Source organism: Nocardia harenae NBRC 108248 (assembly GCF_001612885.1).
Classification (GTDB): Bacteria; Actinomycetota; Actinomycetes; order Mycobacteriales; family Mycobacteriaceae; genus Nocardia; species Nocardia harenae.
On sequence record NZ_BDBH01000004.1, the window covers coordinates 600587 to 617589 of the forward strand.

Consider the following 17003-nt stretch of genomic DNA (forward strand, 5'->3'; position numbering starts at 1 on the left):
CGCGCCTCAGCCGCAGGCGGGGGTGCGGTAGTCGGCCGAGCGCAGGATCCCGCACAGGTCGGTGCGCGAGATCTTCCACTGGTCGTCCAGGTACACGAAGTGCACGACGGTGGTGCGGATATTGCTGCCCGTCCCGTCCTTGTCCAGGCGCAGGGTGGCGGTCAGGGTGCCGTCGCGGTTGTCGAAGACCGGGTCGGTGACCCCGTACACGGCGCGCGGATTGTCCTGCAGCGCCCGGTACATGTCCGGGATGGCGTCGCGGAAGGCGGCGCCGTCCTCGATCAGGTTCGTGCGCTCGGCGTCGGGCAGCGCGGGGTCGAGGGCGCTCTTGATCCTGGCGTCGAGCTCGGCCGCGGTCGGGATGTGCCGGTTCGCCACCGCCGACGAACTCGCCGCGATCGAGGAGGTGACCGCGGCGTTCGCCGAGGAGCGGGCGGCGGCCACGGCGTTCTCGTCCACCCCGTCTCCGCAGGCTGTGAGGGTGAACACGGCGGCGGCGGCCAGCGCGGTGCCGAGCGCGCGGCGGATGGGGTGCAGCGGTGTGGGAAGCATCACCTACAGGGATACCGTATGCGGTCAGCGGCCGTCGATGACGGCCCCCAGCCGTCCCAGAAGGGCGCGCACGATCGTCGGCTCCCCCGCCGCCGTGCCCCGGGCCGGGACGGCGGTGGGCAGCAGGTCGCGCACCAGCGCGGTGACGCTGCGCGGGTCGTCGAGGTCGATGTCGGTGACCGGGGTGTCGGCGACCGCGACCACGTCCTCGGGGCCGGGAACCTCCAGGTCGGCGTCGTGCCGGTATATTTCCACGAAGAGAGTGGACCGGACGGTCCGGAACGCGAAGGGGTGCCCATCGGCGGTGCTGCCGAAGCCGTGCGCGTACGGGCCGACGGTGAGGTCGTCGACGGCGAAGCCGGATGATCGGTCGGGCGGCAACCGGGTCTCCCTGGGTCGGTGGTGGTCACCTTCACGGTAACCCCGGGGCGAACGGCCGAAACACCGTCGCGGCCGGGCGGGGTTTCATCCGGCGCAGCGATGTTGCGTCATCATGGGTCGATGCGGTCTGCTCGTATGTCGGCCCCGGCGGGGCGGGCGTTTCGCCCCGGGCCGTGATCGGGCCGGGGCGGTGTCGCGGGTGAGCGGTGGAAAGGGAGTGCGGCGGATGCGTCCGGTTGGTTCACTGGCGGCGGGGCTGGTGGCGCTGGCATTGCTCACCGGCTGCTCCGCGGACGGCTCCGGCCCCGACGTCCCCACCAGGGCACCCGCCACCCCCGCCGCCGCGCCTGCCCCCGCCGTCCCGCCCGCCGGGCGCACCGCGCTCCCCGGGGCCACCTACCCGCTGCTCGCCGCCGACCCGGGCAGCGGGCTGCTCGCCGCCGCCGCGGGCACCCGGCTCGACGTGCTCGACCCCGGCGCCGAGCCGGTCGCCGTCGCCCGCACCCTCACCCTGCCCGGTGCCGCCGCCGCGCTCGTCCCCGGACGGCCCGGCGAGGTACTCGCCGCCGTGCCGGGCGCCGTCGTGCGGGTCGCGCTCGGCACCGGTGCGAGCAGCGAGGTCCGGGTCGACGGCGACGTGCGCAGCGTGGCGCCCGGCCCGGAGGACACCCTCGTCGTCGGCACCGGCGACGGCGCGATCCGCACCATCGGTCCCGACGGCGCCGTCCGCGCCACCGCGGACGGGCTGGTCTCGGCCGACGCGCTCGCCGTCGTCGGCGGGCAGATCACCGTGCTCGATCGCCGCCAGAGCATGATCGCCGAACTCGACACCGGCGCCGACCGGCTCGGGCTCGGGCTGCGCGCCGGCGACGGCGCGACCACCCTGCTCGCCGACCCGCTCGGCCGGGTCCTCGTCACCGACACCGACCACGGAGAACTGCTGGTCTACACCACCGCGCCGCTCGTGCTGCGGCAGCGGTTCCCGGTAGGCTCCTCGCCCTACGCACTCGCCTACGACGCCATGTCGGACACCGTCTGGGTGTCGTGCACGCAGAGCAACGAGGTCGTCGGGTTCGACCTCGGCACCGGGATACCGGTGGAAGTGGACCGTCGTCCGACGGTCCGGCAGCCGGACGCGCTCGCCGTCGACGCGCGCACCGGCGACCTGTTCGTGGCATCGGCCGCCGGCGACGGCGTCCAGCGGATCGCCGCGACGGATCGGAAGAGAGGTCAGTGATGGCGCCGAAGCATCGGAGTTCGCGAACCGCGCTCCCCGCGGGCTGGGAGACCAGCGGCGACGACTACGAGTACGTGCCACTGCGGCTGCCACCCGAGGTCACCCGGGTCACCGCGTCCATGCGCCTCGCCATCCAGGCCGAGTACGGCGGCTGGGAGCTGTCCCGGGTCCGCGCCTACACCGACGGCAGCCGCCGCGTGCTGCTGCGCAGGCGACGCAACGCCGCGCTACCCGAATCCGAACCGGGGATCTGATGTACGGCCTGCTGCTGCGCCTGATGTTCCTGCTTCCGCCGGAGCGGGCCCACCACACCGCCTTCGCCCTCATGCGCTGGGCCGCCCGGGTCCCGCCCCTGCGCGCGGCCCTGGCGAAGGTGCTCGCCGGGCCCGACCCGATCCTGCGCAGCACCGTCTTCGGCGTGGACTTCCCGGCCCCGCTCGGCCTCGCCGCGGGCTTCGACAAGAACGCCGACGGCGTGCACGCCTGGGCCCCGCTCGGCTTCGGCTTCGCCGAGATCGGCACCGTCACCGCGCACGCCCAGCCCGGCAACCCCGCCCCCCGGCTGTTCCGGCTGCCCGCCGACCGCGCCCTCGTCAACCGCATGGGCTTCAACAACGAGGGCGCCGCCGCGGCGGCGGTGCGGCTGCGCACCCGCCGCCCCGGCGGCGTCCCCATCGGCGCCAATATCGGCAAGACCAAAGCCACCCCCGCCGACGAGGCCGCCACCGACTACGCCACCAGCGCCGCCCTGCTCGGCCCGCACGCCGACTTCGTCGTCGTCAACGTCAGCTCCCCCAACACCCCCGGCCTGCGCGATCTGCAAGCCGTCGAGGCCCTGCGCCCGCTGCTGCGCGCCGTGCTCGACGAGGTCACCGTCCCGGTGCTGGTCAAGATCGCGCCCGACCTCTCCGACGACGACATCGACGCCGTCGCCGACCTCGCCCTCGAACTCGGGCTGGCGGGGATCGTGGCCACCAATACGACCATCAAGCGCGACGGGTTGCGGACGCCGGTCGCCGAGGTCGAGGCGTGCGGGGCCGGTGGGCTCTCCGGGCCGCCCGTCGCCGACCGGTCGCTCGAGGTGCTGCGCCGGCTGCACCGCCGGGTCGGCGGCCGGCTGGTACTGGTCTCGGTCGGCGGGATCGAGACCGTGGATCAGGCGTGGGAGCGGATTCTCGCCGGGGCGAGCCTGTTGCAGGGGTACACCGGGTTCATCTACGGGGGGCCGTTCTGGGCGCGGCGCATCCACCGCGGGATCGCCGCGCGGTTGCGTGCCGGTGGATATCGGGAACTGGCCGAGGCCGTCGGCGCGAAGCACCTCGACCCGGCCTGATCACGGGAACACCACCGGCGGCTCGGTGTGCGGCCTGCACCGGTCGGTGAAGTACTCCAGCCCGTGGCTCGGGCCGTGCGCCCGCGGGCGCCGCGGAATCCCGGTATCGCCACCCCGCGCCCCCTCGGCAGGTTCACCCGGCGCGATCTCCACCACGCCGTGCACCGCCCGCGCCGCCATCGCCTTGGCCAGCAGCAGCACCGCCTGGGCGAATACCAGTCCGACGCGGTGCGCCCGCTCCTGCATCAGCGCGAACGCCATCGGATCATCGACCAGCGCCGGGTCCGACACCAGCTCGTCCAATTCCATTCCCGCCCGCGCCTGATCCGCGGTGAGCGGACGATCCCGCCACCAGCTCAGCCGCCACGGCTTCCGGCCCCCGAAATCCACCCGGAACGCGTACTCCGGGGAGACATCACTCGTCATCCGCGAGTCGGTGATGTGGATTGGCATGATCCCTCCTCACCGGCCCCTCGGGCCTCTTCCCCGACGGGAGGAGCCGATTTCAGTGTGACAGTTGCCGCTGAAAGCGGTCAATTGCCATCGAGTCATGGGAATTGACATGTGAACATTGGGGTAAACCTGATGTCAGGGCGGGTGGACGACCAGCAATCCCGCTGTGCGGGGGGATATTCCGGCGAGTATGCCAATCTGCGACCTATCAGATGTCATCGGGCGGACGCACTCTGGCAAATGGCGCGGTAGTTTGGAGCGGTAGCGGGAGGTGAGGCCGTGAGCGGGCCGCTGGACGGGCAGGTCATCGCTGTCCGGCAAATTCTGACCCGGCTCGGGAAGCGGTCGGGGCTCAGTGCCGAGCGGGTGCGTACCACCGAAATCGATGTCTCGCCCCTGCTGGAATTGCCCGCTATTCGCGCACGCGCGCGCCGCACGAGAGTGGACTCCGCCGAAGCGGTGCTGCCGGTCGTTCGCGAAGTGGCGCAACAACTCCCACCCACCGACCGGCTCGTCGTCGACGCCGCGCTGGCGCTCGGGCTGATCGCCGACGCCGAGGTGGACACCGGCCGGCTCTACGCGGGCGATCTCGGCGAGCGGCGCGAGTACCTCTCGCAGGCGTGGGCCTTGCTGCACACCGTGCTCGGCGCCGCGCCCCCGCCACCGGCCCCGAGCGTCCGCACCCTGCGATCCTCACCGGAAAGACGGGCGTTCACCGCCCTCGCCGCGGCTTTGGTCGACGACCCGGCCAGCAGCCGGAAATACTCGTCGGCGCGGGTGTCGCGGCACGCAGACGAAATCGCCGACCGATTCGGCGCCACCGGCACGGTCACGGTCCTCGGCAACGCGGTCGTCGACCACCTCTACCGCGTGGACGGGCTCCCGGTGGCAGGCGGCACGGCGAGTGGGCGCTTCGAACGACGTCTCGGTGGCAAGGGGCTCAACCGGGCGGTCGCCGCTTCGAGGCTCGGTATGAACACCAGGCTGCTCGCTGCCGTCGGCGGCGACGATGCCGGGCGCCACCTCTTGGCCCTGCTCGAACGCGAGGGCGTCGACACCTCGATGATGAAGATCGTCCGGGACGCCGACACCGACGTGGCCGCGCTCATCGTCACCCCCGGCGGCGGCACCAGCGTGATCAGCCCCATGGGCCATCAGATCCAGTTCACCGAGCAGGACCTGCTCGACCCCGAGGTGGCCGCGACGCTGGTCAGCTCCGACGTGGTGATCATGACCCTCGAATCACCGCTGCCCGTCGTGGAGCAGGCGCTGTCGATCCTGCGGGAAGCCCCGCGGCCCCCCACGCGGGTGCTACAGGCCGCTCCGCCGCACGAGCAGCCCGCCTCGCTCTACCAGTTCCTCGACGGGATCGAGTACGTCGTCGGGAGCACCTGGCAGCTCAGCCGCCTGGTCTCCGCCACCCCGTACACCCCCGAGCAGGCATTGCGCGTGTTCGACGACGAGACCGCGCCCAAGCTGCTCGCCCTCGGAGTCGGCACCGTCTGCGCGATCGAGGGCTTCAGCTGCCAGCTGCGCGGCAAGCACGGCACGGTAGACATTCCCCGGCCCCGGCTCGCCGCGATGGACGACGCACCCGGCGCGCACGCCGCTTTCTGCGGCGCGCTCGCGCACCAGTGGGTGCATACCGGCGGCGAGCCCGACTTCCACTGGATCTGTGGCGCGATGGCCGCCACGCAGTCCTTCGCGGGTGACGTCCCCGAGGCCATGCCGAGCCAGGAGGCGATTGATCGGATCGCCGACCCGCCGGGCGGCCACCCATGATGTACGTTTGCCCCGCCATGCACGATCCCAGACCGCTTCGGAGGAAGCATTGACATCGACCGCGTGTGATCGGCCCGAGGCCGCACATCGGAGCCCGCGCAAGGGGAGCGAGCTGAACGTCCAGGTCATAGAACTATCGGACGCCATCAACGGGGGCCATCTCCTGATCTTCGGCAACGCCACCAACGGCTGCCTCGTCCGGCTGCACTCCCGCTGCCTGTACGGCGAGGTGCTCGGCTTCCAGGACTGCGACTGCGGGCCGGAACTCGAGGCCGCCATGGACCTCATCCAGGCCGAGGGGGCCGGGGTGCTCGTCTATCTGGAACAGGAAGGCCGGGGGGCCGGGCTGTCGATGAAGGCACGCGGGCTGGGGCTGGGCCAGCGCGACGGGCTCGACACCTTCGAGAGTTATCACCGCCTGGGGCTCAACGAGGACCTGCGGGACTACAAAGCCGCCGCGAACGCGCTCGCGGCGCTGGGGCTGGACCGGGTCCGGCTGATGACGAACAATCCGGACAAGGTCGCCGCGCTGCGGGAAGCCGATATCGAGGTCGATGTCGTTCCGCTGCACACCGAGCCGCAATCGGAGGAGGCCCGCCGGTACCTCGCGGCCAAGCGGATCAGGCGCGGACACCTGCTCCCCGAGTAGAAACCCGAATCCGGGCGACCCGGACCCCCTCCCCGCTACGATCGACGTGACCCACACCACTCCCGCGCACCCTGAACCCTGACACGGTGACATAAGATCAACCCCAGTCTGTCAGGGGCTGCGTGTGGCCACGCTCGACGATCGGGACAACGACATGACTACACCGGACATCGGATTCGCCCACGAGTCGGGCGCCACCGTCTACACCGTGCCCGCCGCGTTCCAGGAAACGGTGCGGCTGCGCCCGGATCAGGTGGCGCTGCGCACGGTCGGGGGGACGCAGGAGATCACCTGGAGGCAGTACGCGGAGCGGGTCGAGGCGCTGGCGGCCGGGCTCGCGAACCTCGGCGTCGGGCACGGCGACACCGTCGGGATCATGCTCACCAACCGGCCCGAGTTCAACCTGGTCGACACCGCGGCGCTGCACCTGGGGGCGACGCCGTTCTCGGTGTACAACACCAGCTCGGCGGAGCAGATCGCGCATCAGTTCGGCAATGCGGGGAACCGGGTCGTCGTCACCGAGCAGGCGTTCCTGCCGGTGATCGCGCAGGTGGAGACCCCGGTCGAGCACCTGATCGTGGTCGACGGGCCCGCCACCGGCGCGCTCACCCTCGCCGACCTGGAGGCGAACCCCGGGGCGGACTTCGATTTCGAGGCGAGCTGGCGGGCGGTGCGCGCGGACGACCTGGCCACCCTCATCTACACCTCCGGCACCACCGGGCCCTCCAAGGGCGTGGAGATCAGCCACCGCAATGTGCTGGCCCAGATCATCGCGCTGCTCAGCGGGCCGCTGAAGGTCGGCTTCGACGACCGCGCGGTCTCCTACCTGCCCGCCGCGCACGTCGCCGACCGCATCTCCGGGCACGCCATCAGCCTGCTCACCGGCGTGCAGATCACCACCGTGCCGGACCCGAGGGAGATCGCCGCCGCACTGCCCGACGCCCGGCCCACCACGTTCTTCGGCGTGCCGCGGGTGTGGCAGAAGATCAAGGCCGGGGTGGAGGGCAAGCTCGCGGCCGAGCCGAGCCCGGTCAAGCGCGGGCTGGCGGACTGGGCCGTCAAGACCGGGATCGCCGCCGCGCGTGCCGATCTCGCCGGTAGGGGGCGATCGCCGGTGCTCAGGGCGCAGCACGCGCTCGCCGACAAGCTGGTGCTGTCCAAGCTGCGCGCCGCGCTCGGGCTCGACCAGCTGCGCGTCGCCTCCTCCGGCGCGGCGCCCATCCCGCCGGAGACCCTGGAGTACTACCTGGGGCTCGGGTTCGTGGTGAGCGAGGTGTGGGGCATGTCGGAGACCACCGGCGTCGGCACCTTCACCGACCTGGACAACCCGCGCCCGGGCTCGGTCGGGCGGCCCGTCGACGGGGTCGAGCTGAAACTGGCCGAGGACGGGGAGGTGCTGATCCGGGGGCCGATCGTCACCCGCGGCTACCGCAATATGCCGGACAAGACCGCCGAGGCCATCGATCCCGACGGCTGGCTGCACACCGGCGACGTCGGCAGCCTCGGCGACGACGGCTACCTGCGCATCATCGACCGCAAGAAGGAACTCATCATCAACGAGGCGGGCAAGAACATCGCCCCCTCCGCCATCGAGAACGCGGTCAAGGCCGCCAGCTCGCTGGTCGGGCAGATCGTCGCCATCGGCGACGCCAGGCCCTACATCACCGCCCTGATCATGGTCGACCCCGACGTGCTCGCGCTGCGCGCCAAGGACCTCGAGGCCACCGGCGAGGAGCTGCCCGCGCTGGTCGCCCGCACCGAGATCGTCGACGAACTGCGCGCCGCGGTCGCCGCGGGGAACACGAAGTTGTCGCGGGTCGAGCAGATCAAGCGCTTCACCGTCGTCGACCGGGTCTGGGAGCCCGGCGGCGAGGAGCTCACCCCGAAGATGTCGCTCAAGCGGGTCCCGATCGCCGAGTCCTACGCCGCCGAGATCACCGCGCTCTACGGCCCGGAGGCGGGCGGGCGCGTGATCGCGGTCTAGGAGGACGGCCCCGGACATCGAGTCCGGGGCCGTTTCCACCGAAAGAGCTACTGCTCGTAGGTCGCGACCAGGGTGGCGCGCGCCAGGGTGTGGCTGAACAGGTTGAACCCGAGGAACGCCGGGCTCGCCTCCGGCGGCACGCCCAGGCTCTCCACATCCACCGCGTGCACCACGACGAAGTAGCGGTGCGGGCCGTGCCCCTCGGGCGGGGCCGCGCCCACGTACCCGGCGAAGCCGGCGTCGTTGCGCAGCGTGATCGCCCCGGAGGGGAGCGCCCCGCCCTCCTCGCCGCTGCCCGCGCCCGTCGGGAGCGAGGTGGTGCCCGCCGGGATGTCGGCGACGGCCCAGTGCCAGAACCCGGACGCGGTCGGGGCGTCCGGGTCGTAGACGGTGACGGCGAAACTCTTGGTGCCCTCGGGAAAACCGGACCACGACAGCTGCGGCGAGATATCCCGGCCGCCCGCGCCGAACACCCCGCTCACCTGGTCGTTGCCGAACTTCTCGCCGTCGGCGATGTCGTCGGAGGTGACGGTGAAGGACGGGACATCGGGCAGCGCGTCGTACGGGTTGTGGCTCATGGGTCCTCTCTCGGTTCGGTTCAGCTGTGCAGCAGGAAGTGTTCCAGTACCCGGGTGCCGAATTCGAGCGATTCCACCGGCACCCGCTCGTCCACGCCGTGGAACAGCGCGGTGAAATCCAGCTCCGGCGGCAGCCGCAGCGGCGCGAAACCGAAGCAGCGGATCCCGAGCTCGGCGAAGGCCTTGGCGTCGGTGCCGCCGGAGAGCATGTAGGGCACCGTGCGCCCGTTCGGGTCGTGCGCCAGCACCGCGGCGTTCATGGCGTCGACCAGGTGCCCGTCGAAGGTGGTCTCGTAGGAGTCGAGCTCGGTGATCCACTCGCGCTCCACATCCGGGCCGATCAGCTCGTCCACCTCGCGCTCGAACTCGGCCAGGCGGCCGGGCACCACCCGGCAGTCCACCACCGCCTCCGCGGTCTGCGGGATCACGTTCGCCTTGTACCCGGCCGAGAGCATGGTCGGGTTGGCGGTGTCGCGCAGGGTGGCGCCGATGATCCGGGAGATCGTGCCCAGCTTGGCCAGCCTGCCCTCGATATCGGGGCCCGCCGGATCGAACTCCAGCCCGCTCTCCTCCGATACCGCCGCCAGGAACTCCGCCACCGAATCCGAGACCACCAGCGGGAAGGTGTGCGTGCCCAGCCGCGCCACCGCCCTGGCCAGGATGGTCACCGCGTTGTCCTCGTGCAGGAACGAGCCGTGCCCGGCGCGCGCCTTGGCGCGCAACCGCATCCAGCCCAGCCCCTTCTCCGCGGTCTCCACCAGGTAGAGGCGGCGCTCGGTGCCGTCCCGGCGCGGCACCGTGAGCGAGAAGCCGCCGACCTCGCCGACCGCCTCGGTGATGCCCTCGAACAGATCGGGGCGGTGCTTCACCAGCCACTGCGAGCCCCACTTGCCGCCGTTCTCCTCGTCGGCCAGGAAGGCGAAGACGATATCGCGCGGCGGCACCGTGCCCTCCCGGCGGAACTGCCGCGCCAGCGCGAGCGACATGCCGACCATGTCCTTCATGTCGATCGCGCCGCGGCCCCACACGTAGCCGTCCCGGATGGCGCCGGAGAACGGGTGCACGCTCCAGTCGGCGGCCTCGGCGGGCACCACGTCCAGGTGGCCGTGGATCAGCAGCGCGCCGCGCGCGGGGTCGGCGCCGGGCAGCCGGGCGAAGACATTGCCGCGGCCGGGCGCGCCGGACTCCACGTACTCGGTCGGGTAGCCGACCTCCTCGAGCTGCTCGATCACCCACCGGGCACACTCGGCCTCGCCCTTGGTGGTCGCCGGCTCGCCGGTGTTCGAGGTGTCGAATCGGATCAGCGCGCTGACCAGATCGACGACCTCGGCGACGGCGCTGGAGTCGGGACGGGTACCGGATGCTTCGCCAGTTGCGGACACGTTCCCTTTCCTACCATCAGGAACCGGCGGGCTGCCGCCGGTGCGATCGGCCCGATCGGAAGTACCGGCCGGTTTCAAGATCAACACGGGCGCCCCCGCGACCCGCCCGGCACCGGAATTCAGTATCCTGGTCGCAGTCACGCGCCACCCCAGACCCCGGTGGCCTGCGGCGAAGAATATTTCGTCGGAAGAGGTAGGGGTATGGACCAGGCGAACAGTGATGCCGTCGTGCTCGGCGCCGCGCTGCGGGTGCCCGACGAGGACGGGCTGCCCGGCGGCGCCGATCTGCTCGCGGGCGGCCGCAGGCAGGCGGCAGGCGGGTTCCGGTTCTGGCTCGCCGACCAGCGCTGGGAATGGTCCGACGAGGTCGCCGCCATGCACGGCTACGCCGAGGGCACCGTGCAGGCCACCACCGAGCTGCTGCTCTCGCACAAACACCCCGAGGATCGCGACCAGGTGGCCGCCACCATCGCCCGGACCGTCGACACCGGCGAGCCGTTCTGCAGCAGCCACCGCATCGTCGACCGGGCGGGCGCGGTGCGGCACGTGCTCGTCGTCGGCGACTACATGATCGGCGACGACGGCGCCGTGCTCGGCACCAGCGGCTACTACATCGACGTCACCGACACCTTCGCCGAGAGCCGCAAGGCCACCCTGGACGGGGTGCTGCCCGAGCTCTACGAATCCCGCGCCGCCATCGAACAGGTCAAGGGCGCCATGATGCTGGTCTACGGGATCAGCGCCGACCAGGCCTTCCGGGTGCTCGCCTGGCGCTCGCAGGAGACCAACGTCAAGCTGCGCACGCTCGCCGCCCGGCTCATCGCCGAGCTCACCGCGACCGCCGACGCGGACGTGCAGCTGCGCACCAGGTTCGACCACCTGCTGCTCACCGTGCACGAACGCGCCGGCGACGACGGGCACCCCGAGCCCTGACCGCTACGGCTCGCCGGCGCGGGCCGCGGCGAAGGCGAGCACCGCGGCGGCGTCCACCGAGCGCTCCACCACCTCGCGCGAGAGCTCGGGCAGCCGGCGCCGGTGGTGGCGGGCGTAGCCGCGCAGCGCGGCGAACGCCGTCTCCGGGTGCAGCTCGCCCTGCGCCGAGAGCACGCCCTTGGCCTGCTCGATCACGATCCGGGACTGCAGCGCGTGCTGCAGCTGGTTGTTCACCGTCCTGGTGTCGGCCAGCTGCCTGGCCCGCAGCAGCGCGATGGTGGCGATATCGGCCAGCGCCTGGCCGACCGCGAGATCGTCGTCGGACAGGTGGGTGCCGGTCTCGGAGCTGAACAGGTTCATCGCGCCGAGGCGCTCGTCGCGCAGCCGCATCGGCAGCGCGTACACCGAGCGCAGCCCCTGCTCGTAGGCGCTCGGCGCGAACTCCGGCCAGCGCTGCTCGTCACGGCGCAGATCCTCGGTGACGACCCGCTCGGCGGTCCGGTAGGACTCCAGGCACGGGCCGTTGCGCGACTGCACCTGCAGCAGCTCCAGCCAGCGCGCCGTCTCGTCGGTCGAGGCGAAGACCTGCAGCTCGCCGTGCTCGTCCACCAGCAGCACCGCGCCGTTGTCGGCGGGCGGCAGCAGCTCGACGGCACGGTCGAGCAGGTACTGGACCAGGTCCATCGGGTCGTAATCGTCCACGAGCGTGTCCGCCAGACGGACGAATGCCGCCACCAACTCCGCTTCCCGGCGCGCCATTCCTCCCACTCCTTCCAGATCCACCTGGCCCGCGGGCCCGGCGCCGGGTCAGCGCCCGGCCGTGATTCGAGATTGCCCGGCAATCTTTCCGTCAATCCCGTCGGAATCCGAAGCACCGGCCCGGCGTGGCGCGGCACACACCGGACGGAACGTGATGCGCGCCTGCCCATTCCACCGGGGCCGCCACGTTTGCCCGCACCCGCAGCGGGAATCGCGGAAGCCGTGATCGGACAACCCAACCCGGCCCGGCGCGCTTCGCGCCCCGCCGTGCGAAACTGACCGCGTGAGCGCGGACGACGCCGTCGAGCACGGCACCAAGCCAAAGCCGGGCAGGGCCCCCGACCGGGGCGAGGTGATCGGCGACGGGTTCCTCTGGCTGGCCAAGTGGTCGCTGTGCCTGGTCGCGGTCGCCGCGGGGGCCTGGGTACTCGGCAACATCATCGCCAAGCTGTGGGTCATCCTGCTGCCGGTCGCGATGGCCATCGTGGTGGCCACCGTGCTCTGGCCGCCGACCCGCTGGATGGTCAACCACGGGCTGCGCCCCGCGCTGGCCGCCGGCCTCTCGCTGCTCGGCTTCATCGGCGCGCTGGCCGGGGTGATCGCGCTGATCGTCCCCTCGGTCGTCGACCAATCTCCCGACCTGGCCGACAAGTCCACCGAGGGCGTCAACCAGGTGCGCGACTGGCTGCGCGGCCCGCCGCTGCGGGTCCGCGACGAACAGCTCGACACGGCGGTCGACGCCATCGTGCAGCGGCTGCAATCCAGCGCCGAGCAGATCGCCGGCGGGGTCTTCACCGGCGTCACCACCGCCACCTCCGCGCTCATCGGCATCTTCCTGGTGCTGGTGCTGGTGTTCTTCTTCATCAAGGACGGGCCGCGGTTCCTGCCCTGGCTGCACCTGCTGCTCGGCAGCCGCAGCGGGCGCCACGTCGAAGAGGTCCTCAACCGGATGTGGGTCACGCTCGGCGGCTTCATCCGCACCCAGGCGCTGGTCAGCCTGATCGACGCCATCTTCATCGGGGCCGGGCTGGTGATCCTGGGGGTCCCGCTGGCCATGGTGCTCGCGGTGATCACCTTCATCGGCGGGTTCGTGCCGGTGGTCGGGGCCTTCGTCGCCGGGGCGCTGGCGGTGCTGGTCGCGCTGGTCGGCAACGGCTTCACCACCGCGCTCATCGTGCTCGGCATCATCATCGCGGTGCAGCAGCTCGAGGGGAACGTGCTGCAGCCGGTGCTGCAGAGCCGCAGCATGAAGCTGCACGCCGTCGTGGTGCTGCTCGCGGTCACCGCGGGCGGGTCGCTCTACGGGATCGTCGGGGCGTTCCTCGCGGTGCCGGTCGCCGCGATCGTCGCGGTGGTGGTGCGCTACATCGGCGAGCAGATCGACGTCGTCACCGAACCCGCCCCCGAGGCCACCGAGAACAACCCCTCCCGGGCCGGGAAACCGGAGGCCGAGTAGTCGGTCGTGCCTCCGGCACGACGGGGGTCGCGCCCTTCGGGGCCTCGCTGTCCGGCGGCCACGGCTCGCACCTGCGGTGCCTGCGCCGCGGCCACCGGACAGCGAGGCGGGCGCGACCCCGGACCGGCCCGGCTTCACCGGCCCGGCTTCACCGGCCCGGCTTCAGCGGATGTCGAGGTGCCAGCCCGCGGGTAGCCCCTCGACCCGGGCGGTGTCGCCGCGGGCGACGACGTGCACGCTCGCCTCGCCCAGGCGCAGGTCGGTGAGGCGCACCTCGCCCCAGGCGGCGGGCAGCCGCGGGGTGAGCAGCAGGGTGCGGCGCGGCAAGTCGGGCTCGAGGCCGAGCAGGGCACGGATCAGCAGCAGCGGGGCCGCGCTGGCCAGCGCCTGCGGCGCGCACGCCGCCGGGTACGGGATCGGCGGGTCGAACCGCTCGCGCGGGAACCCGCAGAACAGCTCGGGCAGCCGCCCGCCGAAGCGCTCCGCGGCATCGAGCAGCCCCGCCGCCAGCGACTCCGCCAGCTCCGCGGCCCCGCTCACGTGCCGGTAGCGGGCCAGCCCCGCCACCGCGATCGCGGTGTCGTGCGGCCAGATCGAGCCGTTGTGGTAGCTCATCGGGTTGTAGGCGCCCATTCCGTCGGCCAGCGTGCGCAGCCCGAACCCGCTGTTCATGCCGGGGTCCGCCAGCCGCTCGATGACCTCCTCGGCGCGCTCGTCGGCCACGATCCCGGTCCACAGGCACTGGGCGGCATTGCTGGTCAGCGCGTCGATCTGCTGCTTGTCGCCGTCCAGGCCGAAGGCGTACCAGCCGTGCTTGGGAATCCAGAACGCCTCGTCGAAGCGGGCCCGCAGCTCCTCCGCCGCGGCCGGCATCGCGGTGGCGGTGCGGGTGTCGCCGAACGCCGCCGCCAGCTCCGCGCGCGCCAGGTACGCCGCGTACACGTACCCCTGCACCTCGGCCAGCGCGATCGACGGCCCGGCCGGGCGGCCCCTGGCGTCGGTGACCGCGTCGAAGCTGCCCTTCCAGCCCTGGTTCACCGGCCCCTGATCCGAGAGCCGCCGGTACTCCACGAAGCCGTCGCCGTCCCGGTCGCCGTACTCGGTGATCCAGCGCAGCGCCGCGTCCGCCGCGGGCAGCAGCGCCTCCACCTCCTCGTCGGGGGCGCCCCAGCGCCGCGCCTCGGCCAGCAGCACCACGAACAGCGGGGTGGCGTCCACCGAGCCGTAGGTGAGGGCGTCGTGCCAGTCCCGGCCGCCGTGGCGTAGCTCGTGCATGATCCGGCCCGGCTGCTCCTCGGTGAAGGCGTCCACCCGGGTGCCCTGGGTCGCGGCCAGCTCGCGCAGCGTGGACAGCGCGAGCCCGTGGTCGAGCGGCAGCGTCATCCACGAGGTGAGCAGGCTGTCGCGGCCGAACAGCGTCATGAACCAGGGCGCGCCCGCCGCCACGTACCCCGCGCCCGCCGCGGAGTCGTCGATGCGCAGCGCGCCCAGGTCGGTGTCGGCGCGGCGCAGCACCAGATCCAGCGCGGGTGCGCTCGCGGTGAGCGCGGTCGGGGTGGCGCGCCAGTGCCGGGCGGGGTGCTCGGCGCAGCGGTCGACGCAGGTCACCTCCACCCGGCGGTGGCCGCTGATCGGCTGCACCAGCAGCCGGACCTCCCACTCGCCCTGCGCGGGCACCACCGCCTGCCACCGCAGCTGCCCCGGCACGATCACCGGGGCCGGGCCGTCGGCGCGCACCGCTACCCCGTGCCCGGTGCCGCTCTGGTCGTGCAGCAGCAGCTCGTGCTCGGCCGGGGTCGCCGTTACCGGAACCCGGTGCGCGCGCCCCTGTTTCACCGCGAGCAGCCCGGCGAAGTCGGCGTCGGCATGCAGTACGAGGCCGAGCACGGTGTCCTCGTGGCCCAGGTTGCGCACCGTGACGGTCTCGGCCAGCCCCTCCCCGACCAGCCTGCGCCGCTCGATCAGCAGCGTGCTGTCGGCCAGCCCGGCGCGCGGCGGCACCCGTAGCACGAACCTGGCCTCGTCCGGCTCCGGCATGTCCAGCGCGAGCTGCTCGGCCGGGTGGCCGTCGGCCAGCAGCTCCCAGCGCGACAGCAGCCGGGTGTCGCGGTAGTAGAGCCCGGCCGCGGCGCCGCCGATATCGCCGCGCGGGTCCGAGGCGCAGAAGGTGGTCGCCTCCACCAGCGTCACCGTCTGCGGGCTGGTGTCGAAGGGCAGCTCACTGCGGTGCGGCAGGGTCTGCGGATCGGTCATGCGCGGCCTCCGGCCCCGACCGGCGCGCGGCGGGCGAGCACGGCGCGGTAGGCCTGCTCGTACCCGGCCGCGAGCCGCTCCACCCCGAAGCGGGTCTCGGCGTCGCGGCGGCAGTCGCGCGGGTCGAGCGCGGTCACCCGGTGCAGCGCGGCGGGCAGCTCGGCCGGGTCGTCGGCGATCATGCCGGTCACCCCGTGCGTGACGATCTCGGGCACCGCGCCCGCGCGCAGCGCCACCACCGGGGTGCCGCAGGCCAGCGCCTCGATCAGCACCATGCCGAAGGGCTCCTCCCAGCGCACCGGGAACAGCAGGCAGCGCGCCCCGGCCAGCAGCCTGCGCTTGGTGCCGGCGTCGGCCTCGCCGACCAGGGTGTCGTCCGGGCCGAGCAGCGGGCGCACGGTCTGCTCGAGGTAGCGGCGCTCCCCCGGCTCGCTGCACTTGGCCGCGAGCACCAGCGGCACCCCGGCCGCGTGCGCGGCGCGGATCGCCAGGTCGGGGCCCTTGTCCGGGGAGAAGCGGCCGAGGAACAGCGCGTAGTCGCCCTTGGCGGATTCGAACGGCCAATCCGCCGGGCGCAGCGCGTTGTGCACCCGCGCCACCCAGTTCAGGTCCGGGGCGAGCGCGCGCTGCCGGTCGCTGATGGCGACCAGCGCGGCGCTGTCGCCGATCTCGCGGTAGTAGTCGGCGAGCTCGGAATCGACCGAGCCGTGCACGGTGATCACCGGCGGGATGCCGAGCCGGGCGAAGGCGGGGGCGTTCAGCGCGCCGGCGAAGGTGTGGTCGTGGATGACGTCGACCGGGTCGGCGGCGTGCAGCGCCTCGATGGCGCGGCGCACCGCCAGCGCGTGCACCACCTCGGGGAACGGCTCGCCGAGCCGGGCCGCGGCCGGGGTGTCGGAGACCGCGACGAAGCGGGCGCCGGTGCCCGGGCGCCCGACCCCGAGCAGCGTCACCCGGTGCCCGCGCGCCACCAGCGCGTCGGCCAGGTCGGCGAGCACCGCCTCCACGCCGCCGTAGCCGCTCGGCGGCACCTCGTAGTAGGGCGGGGCCACGAGCGCGATGTGCAGCGGGGCGCCGTCCGGTCCCTCGGCCTCCGGGAGGCCGGGCGGGGTCAGCGGGATCGGCGAACTCCCGGCAGCCTGGCGTGTTCCGGACATCGTGCTCATCGGGCCTCCTCGTGCGGGGTTGCCGCCGGCGCGCGCGGCAAGGGAGCGATCGGACGTGATCGGTGGAGCGAGAAGGAGATATCGGGCGACACCGTAACCGCTGCG

Annotated in this window: 16 protein-coding genes; 8 read left to right on the forward strand and 8 right to left on the reverse strand. The window is 72.6% G+C overall.

What is annotated here, in order from left to right:
• Positions 1-6: 6 nt before the first annotated feature.
• Positions 7-552, reverse strand: a complete 546-nt coding sequence (locus tag NH2_RS08925) for a WKL family lipoprotein (RefSeq protein WP_067652485.1) — start codon at positions 550-552, stop codon at positions 7-9.
• 24 nt (positions 553-576) lie between these two features.
• The gene (locus NH2_RS08930) at positions 577-933 is read right to left on the reverse strand and encodes a hypothetical protein (protein WP_067651044.1); all 357 of its coding nucleotides are present in this window, start codon (positions 931-933) and stop codon (positions 577-579) included.
• A 226-nt stretch (positions 934-1159) separates the two neighbouring features.
• Between NH2_RS08930 and NH2_RS08935 the strand changes: the two genes are divergently transcribed.
• From NH2_RS08935 to NH2_RS08945, 3 genes are read left to right on the forward strand one after another with little or no spacing between them, the layout of a single operon-like run.
• Complete coding sequence (locus tag NH2_RS08935; RefSeq protein WP_067651047.1) at positions 1160-2170, forward strand: YncE family protein; 1011 nt, start codon at positions 1160-1162, stop codon at positions 2168-2170.
• Positions 2170-2424 carry a DUF5703 family protein gene (locus NH2_RS08940; RefSeq protein WP_067651050.1) on the forward strand — a complete coding sequence of 85 codons (255 nt, stop codon included), beginning with the start codon at positions 2170-2172 and terminating at the stop codon, positions 2422-2424. The genes NH2_RS08935 and NH2_RS08940 overlap by 1 nt, the downstream gene beginning before the upstream one ends.
• Positions 2424-3503: a quinone-dependent dihydroorotate dehydrogenase gene (locus NH2_RS08945; RefSeq protein WP_067651053.1), complete on the forward strand. Its 1080-nt coding sequence runs from the start codon at positions 2424-2426 to the stop codon at positions 3501-3503. The genes NH2_RS08940 and NH2_RS08945 overlap by 1 nt, the downstream gene beginning before the upstream one ends.
• Here NH2_RS08945 and NH2_RS29385 read toward each other — a convergent pair whose 3' ends face one another.
• Positions 3504-3956 (reverse strand): hypothetical protein, encoded by a 453-nt coding sequence (locus tag NH2_RS29385; RefSeq protein WP_174552812.1) that lies wholly within the window; start codon positions 3954-3956, stop codon positions 3504-3506.
• Between the two features lie 279 nt (positions 3957-4235).
• On the opposite strand from NH2_RS29385, the gene NH2_RS08955 reads away from it, so the two are divergent.
• From NH2_RS08955 to NH2_RS08965, 3 genes are all read left to right on the forward strand, one after another.
• Complete coding sequence (locus NH2_RS08955; RefSeq protein ID WP_084505348.1) at positions 4236-5738, forward strand: PfkB family carbohydrate kinase; 1503 nt, start codon at positions 4236-4238, stop codon at positions 5736-5738.
• A 49-nt stretch (positions 5739-5787) separates the two neighbouring features.
• The gene (gene ribA / locus NH2_RS08960; protein ID WP_067651058.1) at positions 5788-6387 is read left to right on the forward strand and encodes a GTP cyclohydrolase II RibA; all 600 of its coding nucleotides are present in this window, start codon (positions 5788-5790) and stop codon (positions 6385-6387) included.
• Between the two features lie 154 nt (positions 6388-6541).
• Positions 6542-8371, forward strand: a complete 1830-nt coding sequence (locus NH2_RS08965) for an AMP-dependent synthetase/ligase (RefSeq protein WP_067652487.1) — start codon at positions 6542-6544, stop codon at positions 8369-8371.
• Between the two features lie 47 nt (positions 8372-8418).
• Here NH2_RS08965 and NH2_RS08970 read toward each other — a convergent pair whose 3' ends face one another.
• On the reverse strand, positions 8419-8949 hold the full coding sequence (locus tag NH2_RS08970; protein WP_067651060.1) for a YbhB/YbcL family Raf kinase inhibitor-like protein: 531 nt from the start codon (positions 8947-8949) through the stop codon (positions 8419-8421).
• A gap of 20 nt (positions 8950-8969) precedes the next feature.
• Complete coding sequence (locus NH2_RS08975) at positions 8970-10331, reverse strand: M20/M25/M40 family metallo-hydrolase (protein ID WP_067651063.1); 1362 nt, start codon at positions 10329-10331, stop codon at positions 8970-8972.
• A gap of 201 nt (positions 10332-10532) precedes the next feature.
• Between NH2_RS08975 and NH2_RS08980 the strand changes: the two genes are divergently transcribed.
• Positions 10533-11264, forward strand: coding sequence for a PAS and ANTAR domain-containing protein (locus tag NH2_RS08980; protein WP_084505349.1), 732 nt, complete (start codon positions 10533-10535; stop codon positions 11262-11264).
• A 3-nt stretch (positions 11265-11267) separates the two neighbouring features.
• Here NH2_RS08980 and NH2_RS08985 read toward each other — a convergent pair whose 3' ends face one another.
• Entirely contained in the window at positions 11268-12023 is a 756-nt protein-coding gene (locus NH2_RS08985) for a GAF and ANTAR domain-containing protein (protein WP_067651066.1), read from the reverse strand.
• Positions 12024-12306: 283 nt separating this feature from the next.
• Between NH2_RS08985 and NH2_RS08990 the strand changes: the two genes are divergently transcribed.
• Positions 12307-13479, forward strand: a complete 1173-nt coding sequence (locus tag NH2_RS08990; RefSeq protein WP_067651069.1) for an AI-2E family transporter — start codon at positions 12307-12309, stop codon at positions 13477-13479.
• Between the two features lie 162 nt (positions 13480-13641).
• On the opposite strand, the gene NH2_RS08995 is transcribed toward NH2_RS08990, so the two are convergent.
• Both NH2_RS08995 and NH2_RS09000 read right to left on the reverse strand, forming a co-directional pair.
• On the reverse strand, positions 13642-15732 hold the full coding sequence (locus tag NH2_RS08995) for an amylo-alpha-1,6-glucosidase (protein ID WP_067651072.1): 2091 nt from the start codon (positions 15730-15732) through the stop codon (positions 13642-13644).
• Positions 15729-16898 carry a glycosyltransferase family 4 protein gene (locus NH2_RS09000; RefSeq protein ID WP_084505350.1) on the reverse strand — a complete coding sequence of 390 codons (1170 nt, stop codon included), beginning with the start codon at positions 16896-16898 and terminating at the stop codon, positions 15729-15731. The genes NH2_RS08995 and NH2_RS09000 overlap by 4 nt, the downstream gene beginning before the upstream one ends.
• Positions 16899-17003 lie beyond the last annotated feature (105 nt).

Bases quoted from the DNA above. Each gene is read 5' to 3' on its own strand.
- NH2_RS08925 (WP_067652485.1), bottom strand. From the start codon at position 552: ATGCTTCCCACACCGCTGCACCCCATCCGCCGCGCGCTCGGCACCGCG.
- NH2_RS08935 (WP_067651047.1), top strand. From the start codon at position 1,160: ATGCGTCCGGTTGGTTCACTGGCGGCGGGGCTGGTGGCGCTGGCATTG.
- NH2_RS08940 (WP_067651050.1), top strand. From the start codon at position 2,170: ATGGCGCCGAAGCATCGGAGTTCGCGAACCGCGCTCCCCGCGGGCTGG.
- NH2_RS08945 (WP_067651053.1), top strand. From the start codon at position 2,424: ATGTACGGCCTGCTGCTGCGCCTGATGTTCCTGCTTCCGCCGGAGCGG.
- NH2_RS29385 (WP_174552812.1), bottom strand. From the start codon at position 3,956: ATGCCAATCCACATCACCGACTCGCGGATGACGAGTGATGTCTCCCCG.
- NH2_RS08965 (WP_067652487.1), top strand. From the start codon at position 6,542: ATGACTACACCGGACATCGGATTCGCCCACGAGTCGGGCGCCACCGTC.
- NH2_RS08970 (WP_067651060.1), bottom strand. From the start codon at position 8,949: ATGAGCCACAACCCGTACGACGCGCTGCCCGATGTCCCGTCCTTCACC.
- NH2_RS08980 (WP_084505349.1), top strand. From the start codon at position 10,533: ATGGACCAGGCGAACAGTGATGCCGTCGTGCTCGGCGCCGCGCTGCGG.
- NH2_RS08985 (WP_067651066.1), bottom strand. From the start codon at position 12,023: ATGGCGCGCCGGGAAGCGGAGTTGGTGGCGGCATTCGTCCGTCTGGCG.
- NH2_RS08995 (WP_067651072.1), bottom strand. From the start codon at position 15,732: ATGACCGATCCGCAGACCCTGCCGCACCGCAGTGAGCTGCCCTTCGAC.
- NH2_RS09000 (WP_084505350.1), bottom strand. From the start codon at position 16,898: ATGAGCACGATGTCCGGAACACGCCAGGCTGCCGGGAGTTCGCCGATC.